The sequence below is a fragment of the Aeromonas sp. ASNIH4 genome (assembly GCF_002934425.1).
GTDB classification, from domain to species: domain Bacteria; phylum Pseudomonadota; class Gammaproteobacteria; order Enterobacterales; family Aeromonadaceae; genus Aeromonas; species Aeromonas hydrophila.
Genome location: NZ_CP026217.1, coordinates 426,769 through 447,303, shown reverse-complemented (window position 1 = coordinate 447,303; position 20,535 = coordinate 426,769). Strand labels below are relative to the sequence as shown.

15 protein-coding genes are annotated in these 20,535 nt (G+C 63.9%); 3 read left to right on the top strand and 12 right to left on the bottom strand.

Annotated elements, in window-relative coordinates; genetic code table 11:
• Positions 1–61 precede the first annotated feature (61 nt).
• From fbaA to C2U40_RS02050, 9 genes are all read right to left on the bottom strand, one after another.
• A complete protein-coding gene (gene fbaA / locus C2U40_RS02090; RefSeq protein ID WP_011704732.1) occupies positions 62–1,141 on the bottom strand; it encodes a class II fructose-bisphosphate aldolase in 1,080 nt (359 codons plus the stop codon).
• 116 nt (positions 1,142–1,257) lie between these two features.
• The gene (locus C2U40_RS02085; RefSeq protein WP_024946155.1) at positions 1,258–2,421 is read right to left on the bottom strand and encodes a phosphoglycerate kinase; all 1,164 of its coding nucleotides are present in this window, start codon (positions 2,419–2,421) and stop codon (positions 1,258–1,260) included.
• A gap of 62 nt (positions 2,422–2,483) precedes the next feature.
• Positions 2,484–3,494, bottom strand: coding sequence for an erythrose-4-phosphate dehydrogenase (gene epd, locus C2U40_RS02080; protein WP_010635047.1), 1,011 nt, complete (start codon positions 3,492–3,494; stop codon positions 2,484–2,486).
• A 49-nt stretch (positions 3,495–3,543) separates the two neighbouring features.
• Positions 3,544–4,473 carry an ROK family protein gene (locus tag C2U40_RS02075; protein ID WP_103827897.1) on the bottom strand — a complete coding sequence of 310 codons (930 nt, stop codon included), beginning with the start codon at positions 4,471–4,473 and terminating at the stop codon, positions 3,544–3,546.
• 181 nt (positions 4,474–4,654) lie between these two features.
• Complete coding sequence (gene hemE / locus C2U40_RS02070) at positions 4,655–5,722, bottom strand: uroporphyrinogen decarboxylase (RefSeq protein WP_024943205.1); 1,068 nt, start codon at positions 5,720–5,722, stop codon at positions 4,655–4,657.
• 142 nt (positions 5,723–5,864) lie between these two features.
• Complete coding sequence (gene nudC, locus C2U40_RS02065; protein WP_103827896.1) at positions 5,865–6,644, bottom strand: NAD(+) diphosphatase; 780 nt, start codon at positions 6,642–6,644, stop codon at positions 5,865–5,867.
• Between the two features lie 200 nt (positions 6,645–6,844).
• Positions 6,845–10,009 (bottom strand): bifunctional proline dehydrogenase/L-glutamate gamma-semialdehyde dehydrogenase PutA, encoded by a 3,165-nt coding sequence (gene putA / locus C2U40_RS02060; protein ID WP_103827895.1) that lies wholly within the window; start codon positions 10,007–10,009, stop codon positions 6,845–6,847.
• A 269-nt stretch (positions 10,010–10,278) separates the two neighbouring features.
• Entirely contained in the window at positions 10,279–10,884 is a 606-nt protein-coding gene (locus tag C2U40_RS02055; protein ID WP_011704726.1) for a TIGR04211 family SH3 domain-containing protein, read from the bottom strand.
• 152 nt (positions 10,885–11,036) lie between these two features.
• Entirely contained in the window at positions 11,037–11,858 is an 822-nt protein-coding gene (locus C2U40_RS02050) for a potassium channel family protein (RefSeq protein ID WP_011704725.1), read from the bottom strand.
• A gap of 31 nt (positions 11,859–11,889) precedes the next feature.
• On the opposite strand from C2U40_RS02050, the gene C2U40_RS02045 reads away from it, so the two are divergent.
• From C2U40_RS02045 to glnE, 3 genes are all read left to right on the top strand, one after another.
• Complete coding sequence (locus C2U40_RS02045) at positions 11,890–13,140, top strand: methyl-accepting chemotaxis protein (protein WP_103827894.1); 1,251 nt, start codon at positions 11,890–11,892, stop codon at positions 13,138–13,140.
• Positions 13,141–13,216: 76 nt separating this feature from the next.
• Positions 13,217–13,657, top strand: coding sequence for a GNAT family N-acetyltransferase (locus C2U40_RS02040; RefSeq protein WP_011704723.1), 441 nt, complete (start codon positions 13,217–13,219; stop codon positions 13,655–13,657).
• Between the two features lie 130 nt (positions 13,658–13,787).
• Positions 13,788–16,661, top strand: coding sequence for a bifunctional [glutamate--ammonia ligase]-adenylyl-L-tyrosine phosphorylase/[glutamate--ammonia-ligase] adenylyltransferase (glnE, locus tag C2U40_RS02035; RefSeq protein WP_181014808.1), 2,874 nt, complete (start codon positions 13,788–13,790; stop codon positions 16,659–16,661).
• Between the two features lie 50 nt (positions 16,662–16,711).
• Here the strand turns inward: glnE and C2U40_RS02030 are convergent, their stop codons facing one another.
• The 3 genes from C2U40_RS02030 to C2U40_RS02020 form a co-directional block, all read right to left on the bottom strand.
• A complete protein-coding gene (locus C2U40_RS02030; RefSeq protein ID WP_103827892.1) occupies positions 16,712–17,446 on the bottom strand; it encodes an SDR family oxidoreductase in 735 nt (244 codons plus the stop codon).
• Between the two features lie 55 nt (positions 17,447–17,501).
• Positions 17,502–18,038 carry a GNAT family N-acetyltransferase gene (locus C2U40_RS02025; protein ID WP_103827891.1) on the bottom strand — a complete coding sequence of 179 codons (537 nt, stop codon included), beginning with the start codon at positions 18,036–18,038 and terminating at the stop codon, positions 17,502–17,504.
• 175 nt (positions 18,039–18,213) lie between these two features.
• Positions 18,214–20,373 carry an AsmA family protein gene (locus tag C2U40_RS02020; protein ID WP_103827890.1) on the bottom strand — a complete coding sequence of 720 codons (2,160 nt, stop codon included), beginning with the start codon at positions 20,371–20,373 and terminating at the stop codon, positions 18,214–18,216.
• Positions 20,374–20,535 lie beyond the last annotated feature (162 nt).

Genomic DNA, 20,535 nt, shown 5'->3' with positions numbered 1-20,535 from the left:
GCTGCAATGCAAAAGGCGCCCCGCAGGGCGCCTTTTCATGCAATCAAACGACCGTAACGAATTACAGTACGTCGATGGCGTTCAGGTCGGAGAAAGCCTTCTCCAGACGAGCGATCATGGTAGTCTGGCCGGCACGCAGCCATACACGCGGATCGTAGAACTTCTTGTTCGGCTTGTCGGCGCCTTCCGGGTTGCCCAGCTGACCTTGCAGGTAGGCTTCGTTCTTCTTGTAGAAGCCCAGAATGCCTTCCCAGGTCGCCCACTGGGTGTCGGTGTCGATGTTCATCTTCACCACACCGTAGGAGATGGATTCGCGGATCTCTTCCAGAGTGGAACCTGAACCACCGTGGAATACGAAGTCCAGAGACTTGGCAGGGATACCGAACTTCTCGGAAACGTACTTCTGGGAAGCGTCCAGGATGGACGGAGTCAGCTTGACGTTACCCGGCTTGTAAACACCGTGTACGTTGCCGAAGGAGGCAGCGATGGTGAAGCGCGGGCTGATCTTGGACAGACGCTCGTAGGCGTAGGCCACGTCTTCCGGCTGGGTGTACAGGGCGGACTGGTCCATGTGGCTGTTGTCGACGCCGTCTTCTTCGCCACCGGTGCAACCCAGTTCCAGCTCCAGAGTCATGTTCATCTTGGCCATGCGGGTCAGGTACTCGCAGCAGATGTCGATGTTCTCTTCCAGAGACTCTTCGGACAGATCCAGCATGTGGGAGGAGAACAGCGGCTTGCCGGTTTCGGCAAAGTGCTTCTCGCCCGCGTCCAGCAGACCGTCGATCCACGGCAGCAGCTTCTTGGCGGCGTGGTCGGTGTGCAGGATGACCGGTACACCGTAGGCTTCGGCAACGGCGTGAACGTGCTTGGCACCGGAGATGGCACCGATGATGGCAGCTTGCTGGCCTTCCAGTTTCAGACCCTTACCGGCGGTGAACACGGCACCACCGTTGGAGAACTGAACGATAACCGGTGCTTTCACCTTGGCGGCAGCTTCCAGTACGGCGTTGACGGAGTCGGTACCGACGCAGTTGACGGCCGGCAGAGCGAAGCCGTTCTCTTTCGCGATGGCGAACACTTTCTGAACGTCATCACCAGTGATCACGCCGGGTTTTACGAAGTCGAAAATTTTCTTAGACATGTTTAATCGTCCTGTTCTCGTATGCCGTTAATAAAAAATGGGGGGTTCATCATGAACCGGCACAGCGGGCACATGATAAACGAAACGGGAGGCTTTTGCCCCCCGTCTCGGGTCAATTAGGCTTTGGCGCGCTGTTCCAGAATCGCAACAGCCGGCAGTACCTTGCCTTCCACGAACTCCAGGAAGGCGCCGCCGCCGGTGGAGATGTAGGAGACCTTGTCGGCAATGCCGAACTTGTCGATGGCAGCCAGGGTGTCACCACCGCCAGCGATGGAGAAGGCCGGAGAAGCAGCGATGGCTTCGGCGATCACCTTGGTGCCTTCAGCGAACTGGTCGAACTCGAACACGCCGACCGGGCCGTTCCACAGGATGGTCTTGGCGTTCATGATGATGTCGGCCAGGGCCTTGGCAGAGTCAGGGCCGATGTCGAAGATCATGTCGCCGTCGGTCACATCAGCGACGGACTTGATGGTGGCCGGGGTGGACTCGGAGAACTCGGCACCCACAACCACGTCGGTGGTCACCGGGATGTTGGTTTCGGCAGCCAGTTTCTTGGCGGTGTCGATCAGGTCGTGCTCGCACAGGGACTTGCCGACGTTGTGACCGGCAGCAGCGATGAAGGTGTTGGCGATGCCACCACCGACCACCAGCTGGTCAGCGATCTTGGAGAGGGATTCCAGTACAGTCAGCTTGGTGGAGACCTTGGAGCCGCCAACGATGGCAACCATCGGGCGCTCGGGCTTCAGCATGGCTTTGCCCAGGGCTTCCAGTTCACCCGCCAGCAGCGGGCCGGCACAGGCGACCGGTGCGAACTGTGCCACACCGTAGGTGGAGCCTTCGGCGCGGTGAGCAGTACCGAACGCATCCATTACAAAGACGTCACACAGGGCGGCGTATTTTTTGGCCAGCTCTTCGGTGTTCTTCTTCTCGCCTTTGTTGAAGCGGCAGTTTTCCAGCACAACCAGCTCACCTTCGGCGACTTCTACGCCATCCAGGTAATCCTTGGCCAGGCGAACCGAGCAGGACAGAGCGTCTTTCAGATAGTTGACAACCGGAGCCAGGGAGAATTCTTCGTTGTACTCGCCTTCGGTCGGACGACCCAGATGGGAGGTGATCATCAGCTTGGCGCCCTTTTTCAGAGCCAGCTTGATGGTCGGCAGAGTCGCCACGATACGTGCATCGGAGGTGACCTTGCCGTCTTTTACCGGCACGTTCAGGTCAGCACGGATCAGAACGCGTTTGCCCGCCAGATCCAGGTCAGTCATCTTGATAACAGACATATTCAGTCCTCTATATTTTCAGGTAATGTTAAAAACAGTAACCTTGCGCCCGGTGCAAGCTCTCAGCCTGCGGCCATCATGGCCCGGGTGGTATCCAGCATGCGGTTGGCGAAGCCCCATTCGTTATCACACCACATCAACATCTTGACGAGGTTGGCATCGCTGACCCGGGTCTGGGTACCATCAATGATGCAGGAGTGAGCATCATGATTAAAGTCTACGGAGACCAGTGGCTCTTCCGTGTAATCCAGAATACCGCTTAATGTACCTCTGGATGCCCGTTGCAGGGCTTGATTTACGTCAGTAACCGTCACTTTTTTACGAACAGTAATACTGAGATCCATTGCCGTTACATTGATGGTCGGTACCCGTACCGCGATCGCCTCGAACTTGCCGGCGAAGTGGGGGAGGATCCGCTCCAACCCCTTGGCCAGCTTGGTATCCACCGGGATGATGGACTGGCTGGCAGCACGGGTTCGACGCAAGTCGCTGTGGTAGGCATCGATGACTTGCTGATCATGCATGGCCGAATGAATTGTCGTAATAGTACCACAATTTATCTCGAATTCTCGATGCAATGTTTCGATGACGGGGACCACGCAGTTGGTGGTGCAGGAGGCGTTGGAGACGATCCGCTCGCGCCCCGTCAGCACCTGATGGTTGACCCCGTAGACGATGGTGGCGTCCACGTCCGCCTCGGCCGGATGGGAGAACAACACCTTACCCGCCCCCGCCGCCAGATGCAGCTCGGCATCGGCCCGTGAGCCGAACACCCCGGTACAGTCCAGCACCACATCCACCCCCAGCGCCCGCCACGGCAAGCGCGACGGATCCCGCTCGGCGAACAAGGAGATGAGATCCTCCCCCACCAGCATGCTGTTGCCGGCCAGCTGCACCGGATGGTGGAACCGACCGTGACTGGTATCGAAGCGGGTCAGGTGCACCATGGCTTCGGGGGCGGCCAGCTCGTTGATGGCCACTATCTTGATGTTCTTGTCGCGGCCGCTCTCGTAGAGGGCCCGCAGCACGTTGCGGCCGATCCGCCCGTACCCGTTGATGGCAATCTTGATCATGAAAACTCTGGGTCCTTAGCTGGGACAAAGGGACAAGCGGATGGCTGACTCACGACAGCAGGGCATCCTGAAATTCACCGCGGGCCAGCAGTGCCGCCCCGAATACCCCGGCGCTGTCCCCCAGGGCTGGAGCAATAATGGGGGTGGCGAAGCGGGGATTAAAGAGGAAGGGCAAAATAGTCTCCCGTCCCACACTGTACAGGCTCTGCACGTTGCCGACCCCGCCTCCGATGACGATCACATCCGGATCCAGGATGTTGACCACGTTGGCCAGCGCCTGGCCAAACAGCAGATGCAGCCGGTCGATGGTGAGCTTGGCCACGTGGTCGTGAGCCGTCGCCGCCACTATCTTGGCCAGCGGGAGGTGACGCTTGGCCTTGGCTTCGTACCAGGCCTCCAGCGCCGGGCCACTGATGAAGGTCTCGACGCAGCCGCGCTTGCCGCAGTAGCACTCGGGGCCGTCGGGGGAGAGCACGTTGTGGCCCCACTCGCCAGCGATGCCGTGGTGCCCGTTGAGGATGCGGCCGTTGATGACGATGCCGGAGCCCACTCCGGTACCCATGATGATGCCGAACACTACCTTGGCATCAGGGTGGTGCTGGCGCACCGCCCCCAGATGGGTTTCCGCCAGCGCGAAGCAGTTGGCGTCGTTGGCGATCAGCACCGGCACGCCGAGCCGGCGCTCCAGATCTTCCTTGAACGGCTTGCCGTTGAGCTCGGTGGTGTTGCAGTTCTTCATCAGACCGGTTTGCGGATCCCGCGCCCCCGGCGTGCCCATGCCGATGAGGGTCGGCCGCTGACCGATCTTGTCGGCGCACTCTGCCACCAGTTTGGCGATCTGGCCGATCATGTGGTCATAACCGCCGGCACGCTCGGTGGGAATGCGATGGCGCAGCAGCACCTCGTCCCCTTCCAGTACCACGCATTCGCACTTGGTACCGCCAAGGTCGATACCCCAATCCAACAACCTGTTGCTCATCCTGCCTCCAGCCATGACCTTGGGGCGTCAGGCCCGGGGTGCACGTTGCCGTGCCCGCCTGCAGTCGACCGCCCGCTACCGGGTTGCAGTGTAACCCGAGCGGCGGTCAGGATGCAGCCCCCGTCGCGGGCAGCAAAACGGGGCCCGCAGGCCCCGTTGTTCCGTGTGCTGTCGACGGCGCTCAGCGGCCGTGGTACTGGGCGGACAGCTCGTGTACCGCGTTGACGAACACGCCGGCATGTTCCGGGTTCACATCCTGATGGATGCCGTGACCCAGGTTGAAGACGTGGCCGTTGCCGTGACCGAAACCGGCCAGGATGGAGGCGACCTCTTCGCGGATGCGGGCCGGGCTGGCGTAGAGCATGGAGGGGTCCATGTTGCCCTGCAGCGCCACTTTGTCACCGACCCGGCGCTTGGCGTCGGCAATGTCGGTGGTCCAGTCCAGACCCAGCGCATCGCAACCGGTGGCGGCGATCTGCTCCAGCCACTGACCACCGTTCTTGGTGAACAGGGTAACCGGCACGCGGCGACCGTCGTGCTCGCGAATGAGGCCATCGACGATCTTGTGCATGTACTGCAGGGAGAAGTCGCGGTAGTCGCGCGGGGTGAGCACGCCGCCCCAGGTGTCGAACACCATGACCGCCTGGGCACCCGCCTTGATCTGGGCGTTGAGATAGGCAATCACGCTGTCGGCCAGCTTGTCGAGCAGCAGGTGCAGGGTCATGGGCTCTGCATACATCATCTGCTTGATCTTGGTGAACGCCTTGGAGCTGCCCCCTTCCACCATGTAGGTGGCCAGGGTCCAGGGGCTGCCGGAGAAGCCGATGAGCGGCACTTCGCCCTTGAGCTCACGGCGGATGGTGCGCACCGCGTTCATCACGTAGCCGAGTTCATCTTCCGGATCCGGCACCGGCAGCGCCTGCACGTCGGCCATGGAGGTGATCGGACGCTCGAAGCGCGGGCCTTCACCCTGTTCGAAGTAGAGACCCAGCCCCATGGCATCGGGCACGGTGAGGATGTCGGAGAAGAGGATGGCGGCATCGAGTGGATAGCGGCGCAGCGGCTGCAGGGTGACTTCACAAGCCAGCTCGGCGTTGCGGCACAGGGACATGAAATCCCCCGCCTGGGCGCGCGTGGCCTTGTATTCCGGCAGATAGCGGCCAGCCTGGCGCATCATCCATACCGGGGTCATGTCCACTTCCTGGCGCAGCAGGGCACGCAGGTAACGATCGTTCTTCAGCTCTTTCATCCCAGTTCCTGAGTCATATCCAGCATAAAATGGCGGATATGATACCACTTTGTGCGCGGCGGGGGGCGGCTCAAACGCCTGCCGCCGCCGTTGGAGTGCAAAGATGTGAAGGGGCGCAAACAAGCGCCCCTCTTTGCATCCCTCAGGCTTGCTCGCCGAGGCAGAGCGCGATCAGCCGCCGCGCTATGGTGCCGTGGGGCGGCAGCCGTGGCAGCCCGTCGGCCTCGAAGAAATCGGCGGCCACCAGCTCCTCGTCCTGCACCCGGATCTCGCCACTCTCATAATCGGCGGTGAAGCCCATCATCAGGCTGTGGGGAAACGGCCAGGGCTGGCTCGCCACGTAACGCACATTGGTCACCCGGATGCCGCTCTCCTCGAACACCTCCCGCGCCACGCACTGCTCGAGGTTCTCCCCCGCCTCCACGAAGCCGGCCAGCACGGTATACATGGGATCCTCGGCCTGATAGTGACGGCGGTGGGCCGCCAGCAAGATGGCGGGCCCCTTGCGCACCGCCACGATGATGCAGGGGGAGATGCGCGGATAGGCGACGTGGCCATGGCGGCACCCTTGCGCCCACTCCCCCGCCTTTGGGCTCATGGGGGCGCCGCACTCGCCGCAGAAACGGTGGGTGCGGCGAAAGGTTGCGAGCTGCCAGGCGCGGCCGGCCAGCTGAAAGCCCGTTTCATCCCCGGCCACCATCAGCTGGCGCAAGGGAGTCAGGGTCGCGGTATCGGCAGCCTCCCCCAGATCCAGCAGCAGGCAAGGCAGCCCGTCCCACTCATCAAAGCGCTCAAAGGCGGCATGCTGCAAGTGGCTGGGCAGACAGGCACGAGGGCCTTGTGGAATACGCCCCTGGTCATCCAGCAGGACGAGGTGATCGCCTCCCAGCACGAACCAGCGGGCCTGTTCGGTTAATGGCATAAATGCAGCACTCTTTGTTGTGACGTCGGTCGGGATGCGCGCCCGGGGCTGGGCGGCGGTGACGGATGAAAGCGACAACCGGCCACCATATTAAGACGCGGCAAGCCGGGTGGCGACCCCAAGATGGCGGCTTTTCAATGCTCATGAGAACGCCCATGAAAAAGGCCGCCCGCAGGCGGCCTGATGTCGGTCATGGTCGATCAGGCGTCGCCCATCGCCAGCAGAGAGGCGTTGCCGCCCACCGCCGTGGTGTTGATGGTGCGGGTCTTCTCGGTAATGAAACGGCTCAGGTAGTGGGGGCCGCCTGCCTTGGGACCGGTGCCGGAGAGGCCCTGCCCGCCGAACGGCTGCACCCCGACCATGGCGCCGATCTGGTTGCGGTTGATGTAGACGTTGCCCACGTTGATGCGGCTCGCCAACTCCTCGGCATGGGATTCGTTGCGGCTGTGGATCCCCAGTGTCAGCCCGTAACCGGTGCCGTTGATGTCGCTGATCACCTTGTCCAGATCCCGGGCGGCGTAGCGCACCACGTGCAGGATGGGGCCGAACTGCTCGCGGGTCAGCTCGCGGATGGAGCCGATCTCCAGCGCGGTCGGCTGCACGAAGTGGCCCCCCAGGGTCACGGCCGGCATCGGCGCCTGGGCGATCAGGCGCGCGCGCGGGATCATGTGCACCAGGTGCGCATCCAGCCCGGCCTTGGCCTCGGCGTCGATGACCGGGCCGACGTCGGTGTTGTGCTCGGCCGGGTTGCCCACTTTGAGCTCCTGCAGCGCACCGGTCAGGATCTCCAGCACCCGCGGCGCGATCTCTTCCTGCAGGTAGAGCACCCGCAGGGCGGAGCAGCGCTGGCCGGCACTCTGGAAGGCGGCGCTCACCACGTCGCGCACCACCTGCTCCGGCAGGGCGGTGGAGTCGACGATCATGGCGTTCTGGCCGCCGGTCTCAGCGATGAGCGGCAGGATGGCGCCATCACGCTGGGCCAGGGTCATGTTGATGAGCTTGGCGGTCTCGGTGGAGCCGGTGAAGCAGACGCCGCCGATGCGGGCATCCGCCGTCAGCTTGGCGCCGACGGTGGCGCCGTCACCCGGCAGCAGTTGCAGCACGTCGCCCGGAATGCCGGCCTGATGAGCCAGGGTCACCGCCAGGTGGGCGATGAGACCGGTCTGCTCGGCAGGCTTGGCGATGACGGTGTTGCCGGTGGCCAGCGCCGCGGCGACTTGGCCCAGGAAAATCGCCAGCGGGAAGTTCCACGGGCTGATGCAGACGAACACGCCGCGTCCCTGCAGGAACAGCTCGTTCATCTCGCCGGTGTAACCCGGCAGCAGGGTGGCCTGCCCCATCAGGCCGCGGGCCTGCACCGCGTAGTAGCGGCAGAAGTCCACCGCCTCGCGCACCTCGTCGATGCCGTCCTGCAGCAGCTTGCCCGCCTCGCGGGTACAGAGGGAGATGAACTGCTCGCGGTTCGCTTCCAGCAGATCCGCCAGTTTCTCAAGGGCGGCGGCACGCTCGCTCACCGGGGTCTCGCGCCAGCGCGGGAAGGCGGCATGGGCCGAGGCCAGCGCCTGCTCCACCGCCTGTTCGTCAGCCCAGTGGATCTTGCCGACGGTGAGGCTCACGTCCTGCGGGCTCAGCACCACGCGGGCTTCGTTGCGCTTGAGGGTCTCCCCATCGACGATGGGACCCGCCAGCCACTGCTTGCTCTCCAGCTCCTTCAGCTTGGCGAAGAAGGGGCGCTGGATGGAGACGATGTTCATGTTGACGCCGCTGGAGTTCTTGCGGTCGCTGAACAGGTTCACCGGCTGCGGAATGCGATCGTTGGCCAGGCTGGAGTAACGCTTGAGGGTGCGCAGCGGGTGCTCGGCCAGGGAGTCGACCGGGGTGTTGGGATCCACCAGCTTGTGGACGAAGGAGGTGTTGGCCCCGTTCTCCAGCAGGCGGCGCACCAGGTAGGGCAGCAGATCCTTGTGGGCACCCACCGGCGCATAGATGCGGCAGTGCAGGCCGGGATGCTCGTTCAGTACGGCGTTGTGCAGCTCCTCCCCCATGCCGTGCAGGCGCTGGAATTCGAACTGGCGATCGCCGGCCATCTCCAGAATGCTGACCACGGTATTGGCGTTGTGGGTGGCGAACTGGGGCGAGATGAAGCCGCGGGTCGGCTCGCTCAGCAGGTAGCGGGCGCAAGCAAGGTAGGAGATGTCGGTGCCCGCCTTGCGGGTAAACAGCGGGTAGCCGGGCAGGCCGGCCTGCTGGGCATATTTCAGCTCGCTGTCCCAGTAGGCGCCTTTTACCAAGCGAACCGGAATGAGATCGCCCTGCTCGCGAGCCAGCCCGGTCAGCCAGCAGAGCACCGGCAGGGCGCGCTTGGAGTAGGCCTGCACCACCATGCCGAGCTTGCCCCAGCCGCGGTTGGCATCGGAGCGATAGAGCTGCTCGAACAAGTCCAGCGACAGCTCAAGGCGGTCCATCTCTTCGGCGTCGATGCTGATGGCCACGTCCTTGTCACGGGCGAGACGCACCAGCCCCACCAGCCGCTCGCACATCTCGCCGAGCACCCGCTCGCGGTTGGCCACGTCATAGCGCGGATGCAGCGCCGACAGCTTGATGGAGATGGAAGGGGCCGGGCCGCCGTCGCTGATGCGCTCGTTGCCTACCGCCTCGATGGCGCGCTGGTAGTCGCCGAAATACTTGTCGGCATCGGCCAGGGTCAGGGCGGACTCCCCCAGCATGTCGTAGGTGTGGGTGTAACCCTTCTCGCGGGACTTGCGGCTAGCCTTGAGGGCTTCCTTCATGTCGCGCCCCAGCACGAACTGCTTGCCCATGATCTTCATGGCGGCGTACATGGCGGAGCGCACCACCGGCTCCCCCAGCTTGTTGACCATGCGGCCCAGCAGGTTGGCCGGGTTGCCATCCAGCTTCTTGTCCAGCTTGATGATCTTGCCGGTCAGCATCAGCCCCCAGGTGGAGGCGTTCACCAAGGTGGAGTCGCTCTTGCGAAAATGGGACGACCAGTTGGCACCGGAGAGCTTGTCCTTGATCAGGGCATCGGCGGTCTCGGCATCGGGAATGCGCAGCAGCGCCTCCGCCAGGCACATCAGGATGATCCCCTCCTGGGTATCCAGGCTGTACTCCTGCAGGAAGGCATCGATGCCGTCGCCGGAGCCGCTCTCCTTGCGCACCTTGGTCACCAGGGTGCGGGCACGCTGGGTCACCCGTTCCAGCGAGGCGCCATCCCCCGGCAGCATGGCCGACAGCTCGGCCAGATAGGCATTTTCATCCACCACGTAGTTCTGGGTGATGGCTTCGCGCAGGGCGGCCAGATCGGAGGGAACATAGTCAGCGGCAAGCACTTGGGTAGCTTTGAACATATGGGGTCTTCCTGTACGCCCTAGGGCTGATATCGACGAAGGCGGCCATGCCGCCGAAACGCCGATAATGTATACAATATCGACCCATAGATGAAATGAAATTGTTGCCTGTTATTAACAAAGATCGCTGATTGGCTCATATGGCGCACTATATCGGTGCCATATGCTAACCAGGTAAAATTCATCGCCTTATTTTGTATACAATTTTTATCAAGGCAAAAAAGAAGGGTCGCTATGGCGACCCTTCACTCTGCTTCCGACAACCGTTGTCAGTTCATCCAGCGATCGCCGCGGCTGCGACGACGGGGCAGCATGGGCAACAGGATGCCGAGCAGGATGCCGCCACCCACCATGGCACCACCGCGGATGAACCAGTCCATCTGCATGTCGTGCTCCTGGTTGTCGTAGCTCTGGGTCAGGGCGTCGTTCTGCTCTTTGAGGTTGCCCATCTCCTCGCTCTGGCTGGCCAGCTGAGCCTTCAGGCTGGCGATCTCCTTGCTCTGCTCGGCGATCTTGCCATCCTTCTCGGTGAAGCGTTTCTCGTTGTCACCGTTGAGGTTCAGCAGGCGGGCCTTGGCCTCTTCCAGCTCTTTTTGCACCTGGGGCAGCCGTTCGCGCAGGCTGATCTCGCCCTGCAGCTCGCTGCTTTTGATCCAGCCTTCACGGCCACGACCATCCACCACCTGGGTGAAACCGGCTTCGTTGTTCACTGCCTTGACGTCCAGCGGCTCACCCGCCTTGACGCTGCCAAGGATCCGGTACTGGGTACCCGGACCATTGTGAATAAAGGTAAAGATGTTGTCTGAAACATAACGGGTATCGGCCAGTGCCTGTTGGGCACACAAGCAGATCAGGATCCCGAGAAGGGCGCGCATGGTCGATCGGTTCTCTTCGTTTGGTTAGGTGACTGGCGAATGTTAAGCCGCCTGCGGGTCAAAGGACAAGCAAAGAAAAGTGGCGCCCCCCGAGCTGAGAGCTGGCTCGCAACTTGTCTGCGCCGCGACGCGACCATTCCGGACGCCGCAGCCTATTTCTGTTTCAGTGCCTTCACCTCGTCCCGCAGGGCACGCAGCTCCTGCAACAACAGATCCTGCTGCGCGCTCTGGTGATGACGCCACTTCTCCAGCTCGCCATCCCCCCGCCCCGGCTGCAGAAACAGGCTGGCCATGAAACCGCTGATGGCGCCGAACAGGCCGACCCCGAACAGGATCAGCAGGCTGGCGACGAAACGCCCTTGCTCCGTCTTGGGCACCAGATCGCCGTACCCCACGGTCGACAGGGTCACCAGGGTCCACCAGAAGGCATCGTAGGGGGTCTGGATCTGGCTGCCGGGCTGGCCCGATTCGATCAGATACATGACCCCGGAACCGACCCCCAGCAGCAGGAAGAACAGGAACAGGATGCCAGAGAGGGTGGTCTCGTTGCGCTCGCGACGGAACATGGCCCAGAGATCCGGGTGCTCCTTGAACAGCTGATAGACCCGCCACAGCTGCAGCAGACGTGCCCAGCGCAGCTGCTCCACCATCGGCAGGCTGCCCGGCAGATAGAACCAGTTGGCCTTGAAGAAGGCCATCCGGTCGGAGGCCCGGGCCCAGCCATAGGCGAAGTGGGCGAGGAAGAAGTAGCAGATCAGGCTGTCGACGTCATAGAACAGCTGCAGGGTCTGGGGGGTGAGCTGGGCATGTCCCCACCAGCGGGCCGTGACCAGCAAAACCGAGATCACCGACAGAAACGCCATCAGCAGATCCATGGCGCGCAGATGAGTTAAGTGATGTCGCATACATTTTCCCACTTTAGGCACGGTGCGAATTAATAAAAAGGAAGATAATGCCGATAGTCCTGAGGACAAAGGAAAACCGGTCATTAAAAGGAGAAATATTATGCAGTTAAACCCGCTGGAGAGGCGAATGAGCAATATCCGGCTGGTACCCAAAGTGGTACTGCTCATGGTGTTCAGTACTGTGCTGCTGCTGGTCAAGCTCTGGTTCGACGCCAGCAATTTGGAAACCACCCTGCTCGGCGAAGGCATCGCGCCCGACAAGGCGGACACTATCGCCAACAGCCTGCTCTGGACCGGGTTGATGGAGACCGCCATCATGGGGCTGCTGTTCGTGGTGCTGCTGCTGACCGGCTCGCGCCTGATGGTCAAGCAGGTGCACTATCTGGTGGGCCTGCTGGAGCGCTTCGCCCGCAAGGATCTGAGCCATCTGGTGCTGCTCAAGTCCCGTGACGAGTTCGGTGACATCGCCAAGGCGGTGGCCCACTCCCAGGAGAACCTCAAGGAGGTGTTCGGCACCCAGCGCGTCGCCTGCAAGGAGCTCAACGACATCGCCTCCCAGGTCACCCTTTGCATGGAGGAGGCCAACGAGGCCATCAGCGAGGAGTTCACCCAGATTGAGCAGCTGGCCAGCGCCATGAGCCAGATGGTGGGCGCCATTCGCGAGGTGGCCGCCCATGCGGAGCAGGCCTCCCACGCCACCGCCGAGACCAGCCTGCTGGCCGAGGAGGGCAGCCGCTGTGTAGCCGCCACCGTCAACACCATAGATACCCTCTCCGGCAACATTCAGCGCTCCTCCACCGTGGTCAATCAGGTGGAACAGGGGGTCGAGCAGATCGGCTCCGTCGTGGATACCATTCGCGGCATCTCGGAGCAGACCAACCTGCTGGCGCTGAACGCCGCCATCGAAGCCGCCCGCGCCGGCGAGGCCGGCCGTGGCTTCGCGGTGGTCGCCTCCGAGGTGCGCGAACTGGCCAATCGGGCCCAGGCCGCCACCGTCGAGATCCAGAAGATGATCGAGCAGCTGCAGGGCAACGCTCGCCAGGCCGCCGAACTGATGGCCCAGAGCGTGCAGCAGGCCGACAAGGGGGTGGAGCAGGTAACCCAGGCCGGTGACCAGCTCGCCACCATAGTGCAGCGGGTGCAGGGGGTGGCCGACATGAACCGCCAGATCGCCGCCGCCTCCGAGCAGCAGAGCTCGGTGGCCGAGGAGATGAGCGGCAACCTGGAGCAGGTCAAGCAGGTCGTGGAGGGCTCCGTGGTGGTGCTGCGCGAGCTGCAGGAGGCCTCCGAACTGGTGGAGCGCCACAGCCAGACCCTGGATACCCATATCCAGGCCTTCAAGCTGGCCTGACTTTCACGCAGTAATCTGGTTAGACTGGAAGGCCCCATGAGGGGCCTTTCTTTTTTCATCGCGGCAAGGAGCCAGGATGCAAACCACAGAACTTGCGCTTGAAATCAGCGCCGACAAGGGACGGCTCGACGTGCCGCTGATCCACCGCTTCTTGTCTGAAGAGGCCTACTGGTGTCGCGGCATTCCCCTTGCCACCCTGCAGCGGGCCATCAACCATTCGCTCTGCTTTGGCGGCTACCTCGGCGCTCAGCAGGTGGCCTTCGCCCGGGTCATCACAGACAAGGCCACCTTCGGCTATCTGGCCGACGTGTTTGTCCTGCCTGAGCATCGCGGCCAGGGCTACAGCAAGGCGCTGGTGGCAGCCATGCTCGACCATCCCGAGTTGCAGGGATTGCGTCGCCTCTCCCTCGCCACCTCCGATGCCCACGGCCTCTACGCCGGTTTCGGCTTCGTGCCGCCCGCCAGCCCCGGCAGTCTGATGGAGATCTACCACCCCGATATCTACCAGCGCACCTGAATGGCCGGCTGCCGATAATTCCCGCCGGATCATGCTTCTCGCCCCTGCGCTGTGACGCGGGGGCCCGACAGTGCTAGATTGGCAGCCAGCTTTTTATCCGGCAGTTTCGTTAATCACAAGGACGGCAACCGTGGCCCAGCACTCTCCCTCTTTCTCCGCCTTCTCCCCCCTGCTGCAGGAGCTGGCCCAGCGCCACTGGCAACGGCTGATTGAACTGGCCCCCGACTACGGCACGCAGCCCGAGTCGGTGCGCCAGACCCTGCTGACCCTGCTCGGCCTCTCCGATTTTGTCGCCGATTCCCTCTTCAAACAGCCGGAGTTGCTGACCGAGCTGCTCGCCTCCGGAGATCTGGATCAGGCCGAGCGCTGGCCCGCCTACCAGCACGATCTGACCGCCCTGCTCGCCGAGGTGGACGACGAAGAAGCGCTCAAGCGCATCCTGCGCCAGTTCCGTCGCAGCCGCATGCTGGTGATCGCCTGGCGCGAGCTGCTGGGCCACGCGGCGGTGGAAGAGAGCTTTATCCATCTCACCAGACTGGCGGATGCCCTCATCTGCGCCGCCCGCGACTGGCTCTACGCCAAGCAGTGCGGCGAGCTGGGCACCCCGATGGATGGCAACGGCAATCCGCAGCCGCTGCTGATCCTCGGCATGGGCAAGCTGGGGGGCGGCGAGCTCAACTTCTCCTCGGACATCGACCTTATCTTCACCTTCCCCGAGAACGGCTACACGGTCGGCGGGCGGCGCGAGCTCGCCAACCAGCAATTCTTCATCAAGCTCGGTCAGCGCATCATCAACGCCCTGCACCAGAGCACGGTCGACGGCCAGGTGTTTCGGGTCGATATGCGGCTGCGCCCCTTTGGCGACGCGGGGCCGCTCGCCATCTCGTTTGCCGCCATGGAGGATTACTACCAGCACCACGGCCGCAACTGGGAGCGCTACGCCATGGTCAAGGCGCGGGTGCTGGGGCCCCAGTGCGAGCACGCGGTGGAGCTGGCCGAGATGCTGCGCCCCTTCGTGTTTCGCCGCTATATCGACTTCGGCGTCATCGACGGCCTGCGTCAGATGAAGGCGATGATCGCCGCCGAGGTGCGCCGCAAGGGGCTGGAGGGCAACATCAAGCTGGGGGCCGGCGGCATCCGCGAGGTGGAGTTCATCGCCCAGGCACTGCAGCTTATTCGCGGCGGGCGTGAACCGGCGCTGCGGGTGCGCCACCTGCCGGAGGCGCTGGCCGCCATCGCCCAGTGCGGCGCCCTCGAAGCCGCCCATTGCGATCGCCTGCTGACGGCCTACCGCTTCCTGCGCCGGGTCGAGAACATTCTGCAAGAGATCGGAGATCAGCAGACCCAGACCCTGCCCACCGAGGAGCGGGATCGCCAGCGGCTCGTCGCCGCCCTCGGCTTTACGGACTGGGCTGCCTTCATGGCCCATCTGGATGAGGAGATGGCCGCCGTCCATCAGGAGTTCGCCGCCGTGGTGGGGGAAGAAAAAGAAGCCCCCGCCCATCTGGAGCAGCTCTGGCTCGATCTCTGGCGCACCGAGCTCGACGCCGCCGAGCTGGAAAAATTGCTGACCGCGCAGGGGGTGGCCGAGCCTGCCTCGCTCTGCGGTGCCCTGCTGCGTTTCAAGGAGGAGTACAAGCGCCGTCAGGTAGGCCCGCAGGGGCGCATCGCGCTGGACTGGCTGATGCCGGAACTGCTGCGACTTGTGGTCGCCAGCGAGCAACCTGCCCGCCTGTTCGAGCGGGTGTGCGAGCTGCTGACCCGCATCTTCACCCGCAGCGCCTATCTGCAGCTGCTGGCGGAGAACCCGGGCGCCCTGCGCCAGCTGGTGCGGCTGTGCGACGCCAGTCATCTGGTGAGCGAACAGCTGGCCCGCTACCCCATCCTGCTGGACGAACTGCTCGATCCCCAGCACCTCTATCACCCCACCCCGCTCGATCAGTACAAGCCCCAGCTACGCCAGTTCCTGCTGCGCATCCCCGAAGAGGACGTGGAGCAGCAGATGGAGGCGCTGCGCCAGTTCAAACAGGTGCAGCTGCTGCGCATCGTGGCGGCCGACATCGCCGGCGCCCTGCCGCTGATGAAGGTGAGCGACCACCTCACCTGGCTGGCGGAGGCGATCACCGAAGAGGTGGTCAATCAGGCCTGGGCCCAGATGAGCGAACGCTACGGGGTGCCGCCCGAGGTGGCGGTGAGCGGCCAGCGCGGCTTTGCGGTGGTGGCCTACGGCAAGCTGGGCGGCATCGAGCTCGGCTACGGCTCGGATCTCGACCTGGTGTTCCTGCACGGTGGCGACCCCAACAGCTACACCGACGGGCGCAAGCCCATCGACAGCCGTCAGTTCTACCTGCGCCTGGCCCAGCGGATCCTGCACCTGTTCAGTACCCGCACCCCCTCCGGCATCCTCTACGAGATCGACATGCGGCTGCGCCCCTCCGGCGACTCAGGCCTGCTGGTCTCGTCGCTGTCGGCCTACGAGCTGTATCAGCAAAACGAGGCCTGGACCTGGGAGCATCAGGCACTGGTACGGGCCCGTCCCATCTATGGCGATGAGGCGGTGATCGCCGAGTTTGCCCGCATCCGCCGCGCCGTGCTGGCCAAGGAGCGGGATCTGCCGACCCTGGCTCGCGAGGTGCGCGAGATGCGCCACAAGATGCGGGATCACCTGCTCAAGGCGGGCGCCGGCGAGTTCGATCTCAAGCAGTCCCCCGGCGGCATGGTGGACATCGAGTTCATCGCCCAGTACCTGGTGCTGGCCCACGCCTGCTGCGAACCCGAGGCGCTCACCCGCTGGTCCGATAACGTGCGCATCTTCGATGAGTGCGTGCTGGCGGGGGTACTCACCCTGGAGCAGGCGGAGGGGCTCAAGCACGCTTATCTGGAGATCCGCAACCTCGGCCATCGCCTCAACCTCTCCGAGGTCTCCCGCAAGGTGGGGGACGACAGGCTGCTGCCGGAGCGCGGCCATGTTCTGGCGGTCTGGCAACAGCTGCTGGGGGAATAAACCGAAGGGGCGCCGAGGCGCCCCTTGTTGTATCTATTATCGGGTCAGGGTCAGCGCCCGCCGGCCACGTCGATGAAGGTGCCGGTGACGTAGGAAGCCTCATCAGACAGCAGCCAGGCGATGGCGGCGGCCACCTCGGCCGGCTGACCGCCCCGTTGCAGCGGGATCTGCCCCTTCACCCGGTCGACTCGACCGGGCTCGCCGCCGTCGGCGTGCATGTCGGTGTAGATAAAACCCGGACGCACCCCGTTGACCCGGATCCCCTGGGCCGCCACCTCCAGCGACAACCCCTTGGTCAGCACATCGACGGCCCCCTTGGCGGCGGCATAGTCCACGTACTCCCCCGCCGAACCCAGCCGGGCGGCGGCCGAGGAGACATTGACGATGGCGCCCCCCGCCGTCATCCGGCGCACCGCCTCGCGGCAGCAGAGAAAGCAGCTGGTGACATTGGTGGTCAGGGTCTGGTTGATGCGCTCGGCGCTCATCTCCAGCACCCGCATCTGCGGCTGCAACCTGCCGGCGTTGTTGACCAGATGGGTGATGGGGCCGAGCCGCGCGTCCATCTCCTCGAACAGACGCACCACCTCGGCCTCCACCCCGACATCGGCCCGCACCGCGATGCAGCTGACCGGATGGTGGGCCAGGATCTCGGCCACCAGCGCCTCGGCACTGGCCTTGTCATGGCGATAATTGAGGCACAGATGATAGCCCTGCCCCGCCAGATGGCGGGCGGTGGCGGCGCCAATGCCTCTGCTGCCGCCGGTGATCAGCACCCGTTTGTTCATGGACCCTCCTGGTCATGTCGCGCATGGTGGCACTGCGAGATGGATGGCAGCCGCGTCAGGCCGGGCCGTGATCCATCACAGTCTCCACCAGCACCTTGTTGAAGCGCCGATAGCCCTGCTCATCGAGCGGGACCGGATAGCTCAGCACCCGCAGCGCATGGCCTTGATGATCCGGCTGATAGGGCGGGTGCACATGGTCATGCTCGCTCAGGCAAAAACCCAGTGACTGGTAGAAGCGCAGCCGGCGCAGGGCGATCTCGTCCTCTGGCGGGTCTATCTCCAGGATGACGGGGCGCCCCGCCGTCTCGCAGAAGGCGGCAAGCAGGCGTGAGCCGTGGTTCTGGCCGCGCAGGGCCGGGTTGATGGCCAGGTGTTCGATGTAGATCTGCTCGCCGCAGTCCCACCAGAAGATAAAGCCGAGCAACTGCTCACCCTGATAAAAGAGCTGACAGTGAAAGCGGGAGTCTCCCATCTTGAGCTCTTGATGCTGTGGCTGGCGCTGTTCGTAGCGGGGAAAGCTGCTGCCGTAGATCTGCCAGACCAGCGGCCAGTCCGGATGGGATGTCTCTCTTGCGATTTCACTTCGACTCATTCATCTGCTCCTTGGTAAAACCACAGTGATACCATCTTTGTCCGGCCCAAACACCCCTCTCTTTTGCTGCCGACGCCGGCAGCATCCCGCTTAGACACCGTGCCAGGCAGCGGCCCACAATGCACAGAGCCCGCACGGGGCGGGCTCTGTATGGCGATAACGCGAAAGGCTGGGGCTATTTGAACAAGCCCTTGAGCAGCTGATCGGCCACCCCCTTCACCCCTTCGTTGTCGGCCTTGTCACCCAGCAGCTTCTTGAGGCCGCGCTCGGCCTCCTTGCGGGCCTTCTCCTCCAGCAGCTTGTTGTTGCTGAGCAATTCCTTCACGTCGAGCCGGTAGCTGGGCGCCTGCCAGTGGCCGCCGATGCGCACCGGTATGGTGATGTCCTTGAGCTCGTCCACGCTCTTGCCCCCCTGCCCCTTGCTGCTCTCCACCACGGAGGTGAGGAACAGGAAGTCGAGGGTTTCCGGCACCAGAGCGGTCTGGCCCTGCCCCTTCACCCGCAGGGCGGGGGCAAACAGCTGGATGTCGTCGCTCCTGGCAACCCCGTCGGCAATCTGGAAGCTGGCGGTGAGGGCGCTGAAGTCGGTCTTGCGCACCTCCTTCACCTGGTCCGCCCCCTTGCCGGTCAGGGTGGCTCGCGCCTCGCGGATCATCTCCGCCAGGTTGATGCCGTGCAGGGCACCGTCGCTCAGTCTGAGGCTCACCTTGCCCTGCATCCGGCTGCGCAGCGCCTGCTCGGAGAGTCCTGAACCCTGCGCCTCGACCTCCAGATCCCCCTTGCCTTCCAGCAGGTCGGTCTGGGCCAGGGTCTGCAGCAGCGGCCGCACATCGACTCCCTGCACCCGCTTGTGCACCTGATAGCGGGCCGGCTGCTGACGGGCATCGAGCACGCCGCTGGCGGTCACCTGGCCGCCGGCCACCCCGGCACTGAACTGCTTGAGGGTGAGCTGGCCACCGGCCAGGGCCAGTTGCAGATCGACGGCGCTCAGATCCAGCCCCTTCAGTCGCAGGCTGCCCAGTTGCAGCCGACCCGCCAGGTCCACCGCCTTGAGGGCGGCAAGGTCGGGCTCTTGCGTTGAGAGCGCCTTGGCGGCGGGTGCGGCGGCCTGCGCCGTCGTCCCGGCCGGAGCAGCAGCGCCCGAGGTGGCGGTCGCAGGCGCCGTCTTGGCCGGTTGGCCGAGCCAGCCGTCGAGGTCCAGCTTCTCCCCCTTGAGGTCGAACGCCACCCTGGGCACGGCGCCCAGCTGCACGCTGCCGTTGCCGCTCAGCAGGGCATCATCCACCCCCATCACCAGGTTGCTGAGGGTGACGGCCTGTTTGTCCAGCTCGGCGCGGGCAAAACCCGCCAGCTTTACCTGCATCTGCGGGCGCGGCAGGGCATCGCCGCTGATCTTGGCGGCCAGCACGGCATCCGATATCTCCAGCAGTTGCCGGTTTTCATCGAGCCGCGCCTTGAGGGTTCCTTCCAGCATACCGGCCAGGGTCGGTTTATCCGCCGCCCCCTGTGCCCCTTGAAGACTGAGGGTGAGGCTGCTCCACTGTCCCAGCGCCAGCCGGTCGGCCTTGAGAGAGAAGGCATCCAGCCGCTGGGTCGGTTCGCTCAGACTCCCCGCCAGCGCGACATCTTTCAGCTCGCTGCGGCTGGCATCGGGCGCCAGCTTGAGCTGAGCCGACCCCTTGAGATCAAACGCCAGCTCACCCTGGGCCCCCTTGGCGGCCAGGGTCACCGGCACCCACTGATCTACGGCCAGCTGGCCCAGGTTCAGGTCCAGCTGTTCGAGGCGGGAGATGGTGCCGCTGCGATCGTCCTGCAGCAGGGCGCTGGCCTGTTGCAGCTCCACCCCTTGCAGGCTGATCTGCCAGGGCTGCTTGTCACTGACGGGCGGGGGCGTCGTTGCGGCAGGCTCGGAGGTCGTCGCCTCCTCCTTGGGCTCGGCGGAGGCCTTGAGCAGATCGCTCAGGTTGGAGCTGCCGTCAGCCTTGGTCTGGATAAACAGGTGGGCGCCGTTCAGGGTCACCTTGCCGATCTCAAGCTTGTGGGAGAGCAGCGGCAGCAGGCCCACCGAGGCCTCCCCGCGCTCGAAGCGCACCAGGTCGGGCTCGGCAAAGCCGACGGGGTTGCGCAGCGCCACCTGCTCGAGGGAGAGGCCCAGGCTTGGCCAGAAACGCCAGCCGATCGCCCCCTCCATCACCAGCTCGCGACCGGTGCTCTTGCGCACCTGGTCCACCAGCTGGGGCTTGAACTGATTGGGATCGATGAGGGACACCAGGGCGGCGATGGCCACCACGGCCGCCAGCGCCAATCCCAGCAGGATATAGATGATCTTCTTCACGATGGACTCCTTGAATGCGGATCTTGTTGCTGACTATACCACCGGGGGGATGACAGATGGGGCCCGTCTGCCAAAACGGGCCAGCGGCGAGACAGGGATGGTCGCAGCGAGTGCTGCCAGCGCAACCCTGCCAACGCGCGGCAACGAAAAGGGCCCCGCAGG

Excerpts from the sequence above, each read along its gene's own strand:
- epd (WP_010635047.1), bottom strand. The coding sequence starts at position 3,494 with ATGATCAAGATTGCCATCAACGGGTACGGGCGGATCGGCCGCAACGTG.
- hemE (WP_024943205.1), bottom strand. The coding sequence starts at position 5,722 with ATGAAAGAGCTGAAGAACGATCGTTACCTGCGTGCCCTGCTGCGCCAG.
- C2U40_RS02025 (WP_103827891.1), bottom strand. The coding sequence starts at position 18,038 with ATGAGTCGAAGTGAAATCGCAAGAGAGACATCCCATCCGGACTGGCCG.
- C2U40_RS02075 (WP_103827897.1), bottom strand. The coding sequence starts at position 4,473 with ATGAGCAACAGGTTGTTGGATTGGGGTATCGACCTTGGCGGTACCAAG.
- nudC (WP_103827896.1), bottom strand. The coding sequence starts at position 6,644 with ATGCCATTAACCGAACAGGCCCGCTGGTTCGTGCTGGGAGGCGATCAC.
- C2U40_RS02045 (WP_103827894.1), top strand. The coding sequence starts at position 11,890 with ATGCAGTTAAACCCGCTGGAGAGGCGAATGAGCAATATCCGGCTGGTA.
- C2U40_RS02040 (WP_011704723.1), top strand. The coding sequence starts at position 13,217 with ATGCAAACCACAGAACTTGCGCTTGAAATCAGCGCCGACAAGGGACGG.
- C2U40_RS02030 (WP_103827892.1), bottom strand. The coding sequence starts at position 17,446 with ATGAACAAACGGGTGCTGATCACCGGCGGCAGCAGAGGCATTGGCGCC.
- C2U40_RS02085 (WP_024946155.1), bottom strand. The coding sequence starts at position 2,421 with ATGTCTGTTATCAAGATGACTGACCTGGATCTGGCGGGCAAACGCGTT.
- fbaA (WP_011704732.1), bottom strand. The coding sequence starts at position 1,141 with ATGTCTAAGAAAATTTTCGACTTCGTAAAACCCGGCGTGATCACTGGT.
- C2U40_RS02055 (WP_011704726.1), bottom strand. The coding sequence starts at position 10,884 with ATGCGCGCCCTTCTCGGGATCCTGATCTGCTTGTGTGCCCAACAGGCA.
- putA (WP_103827895.1), bottom strand. The coding sequence starts at position 10,009 with ATGTTCAAAGCTACCCAAGTGCTTGCCGCTGACTATGTTCCCTCCGAT.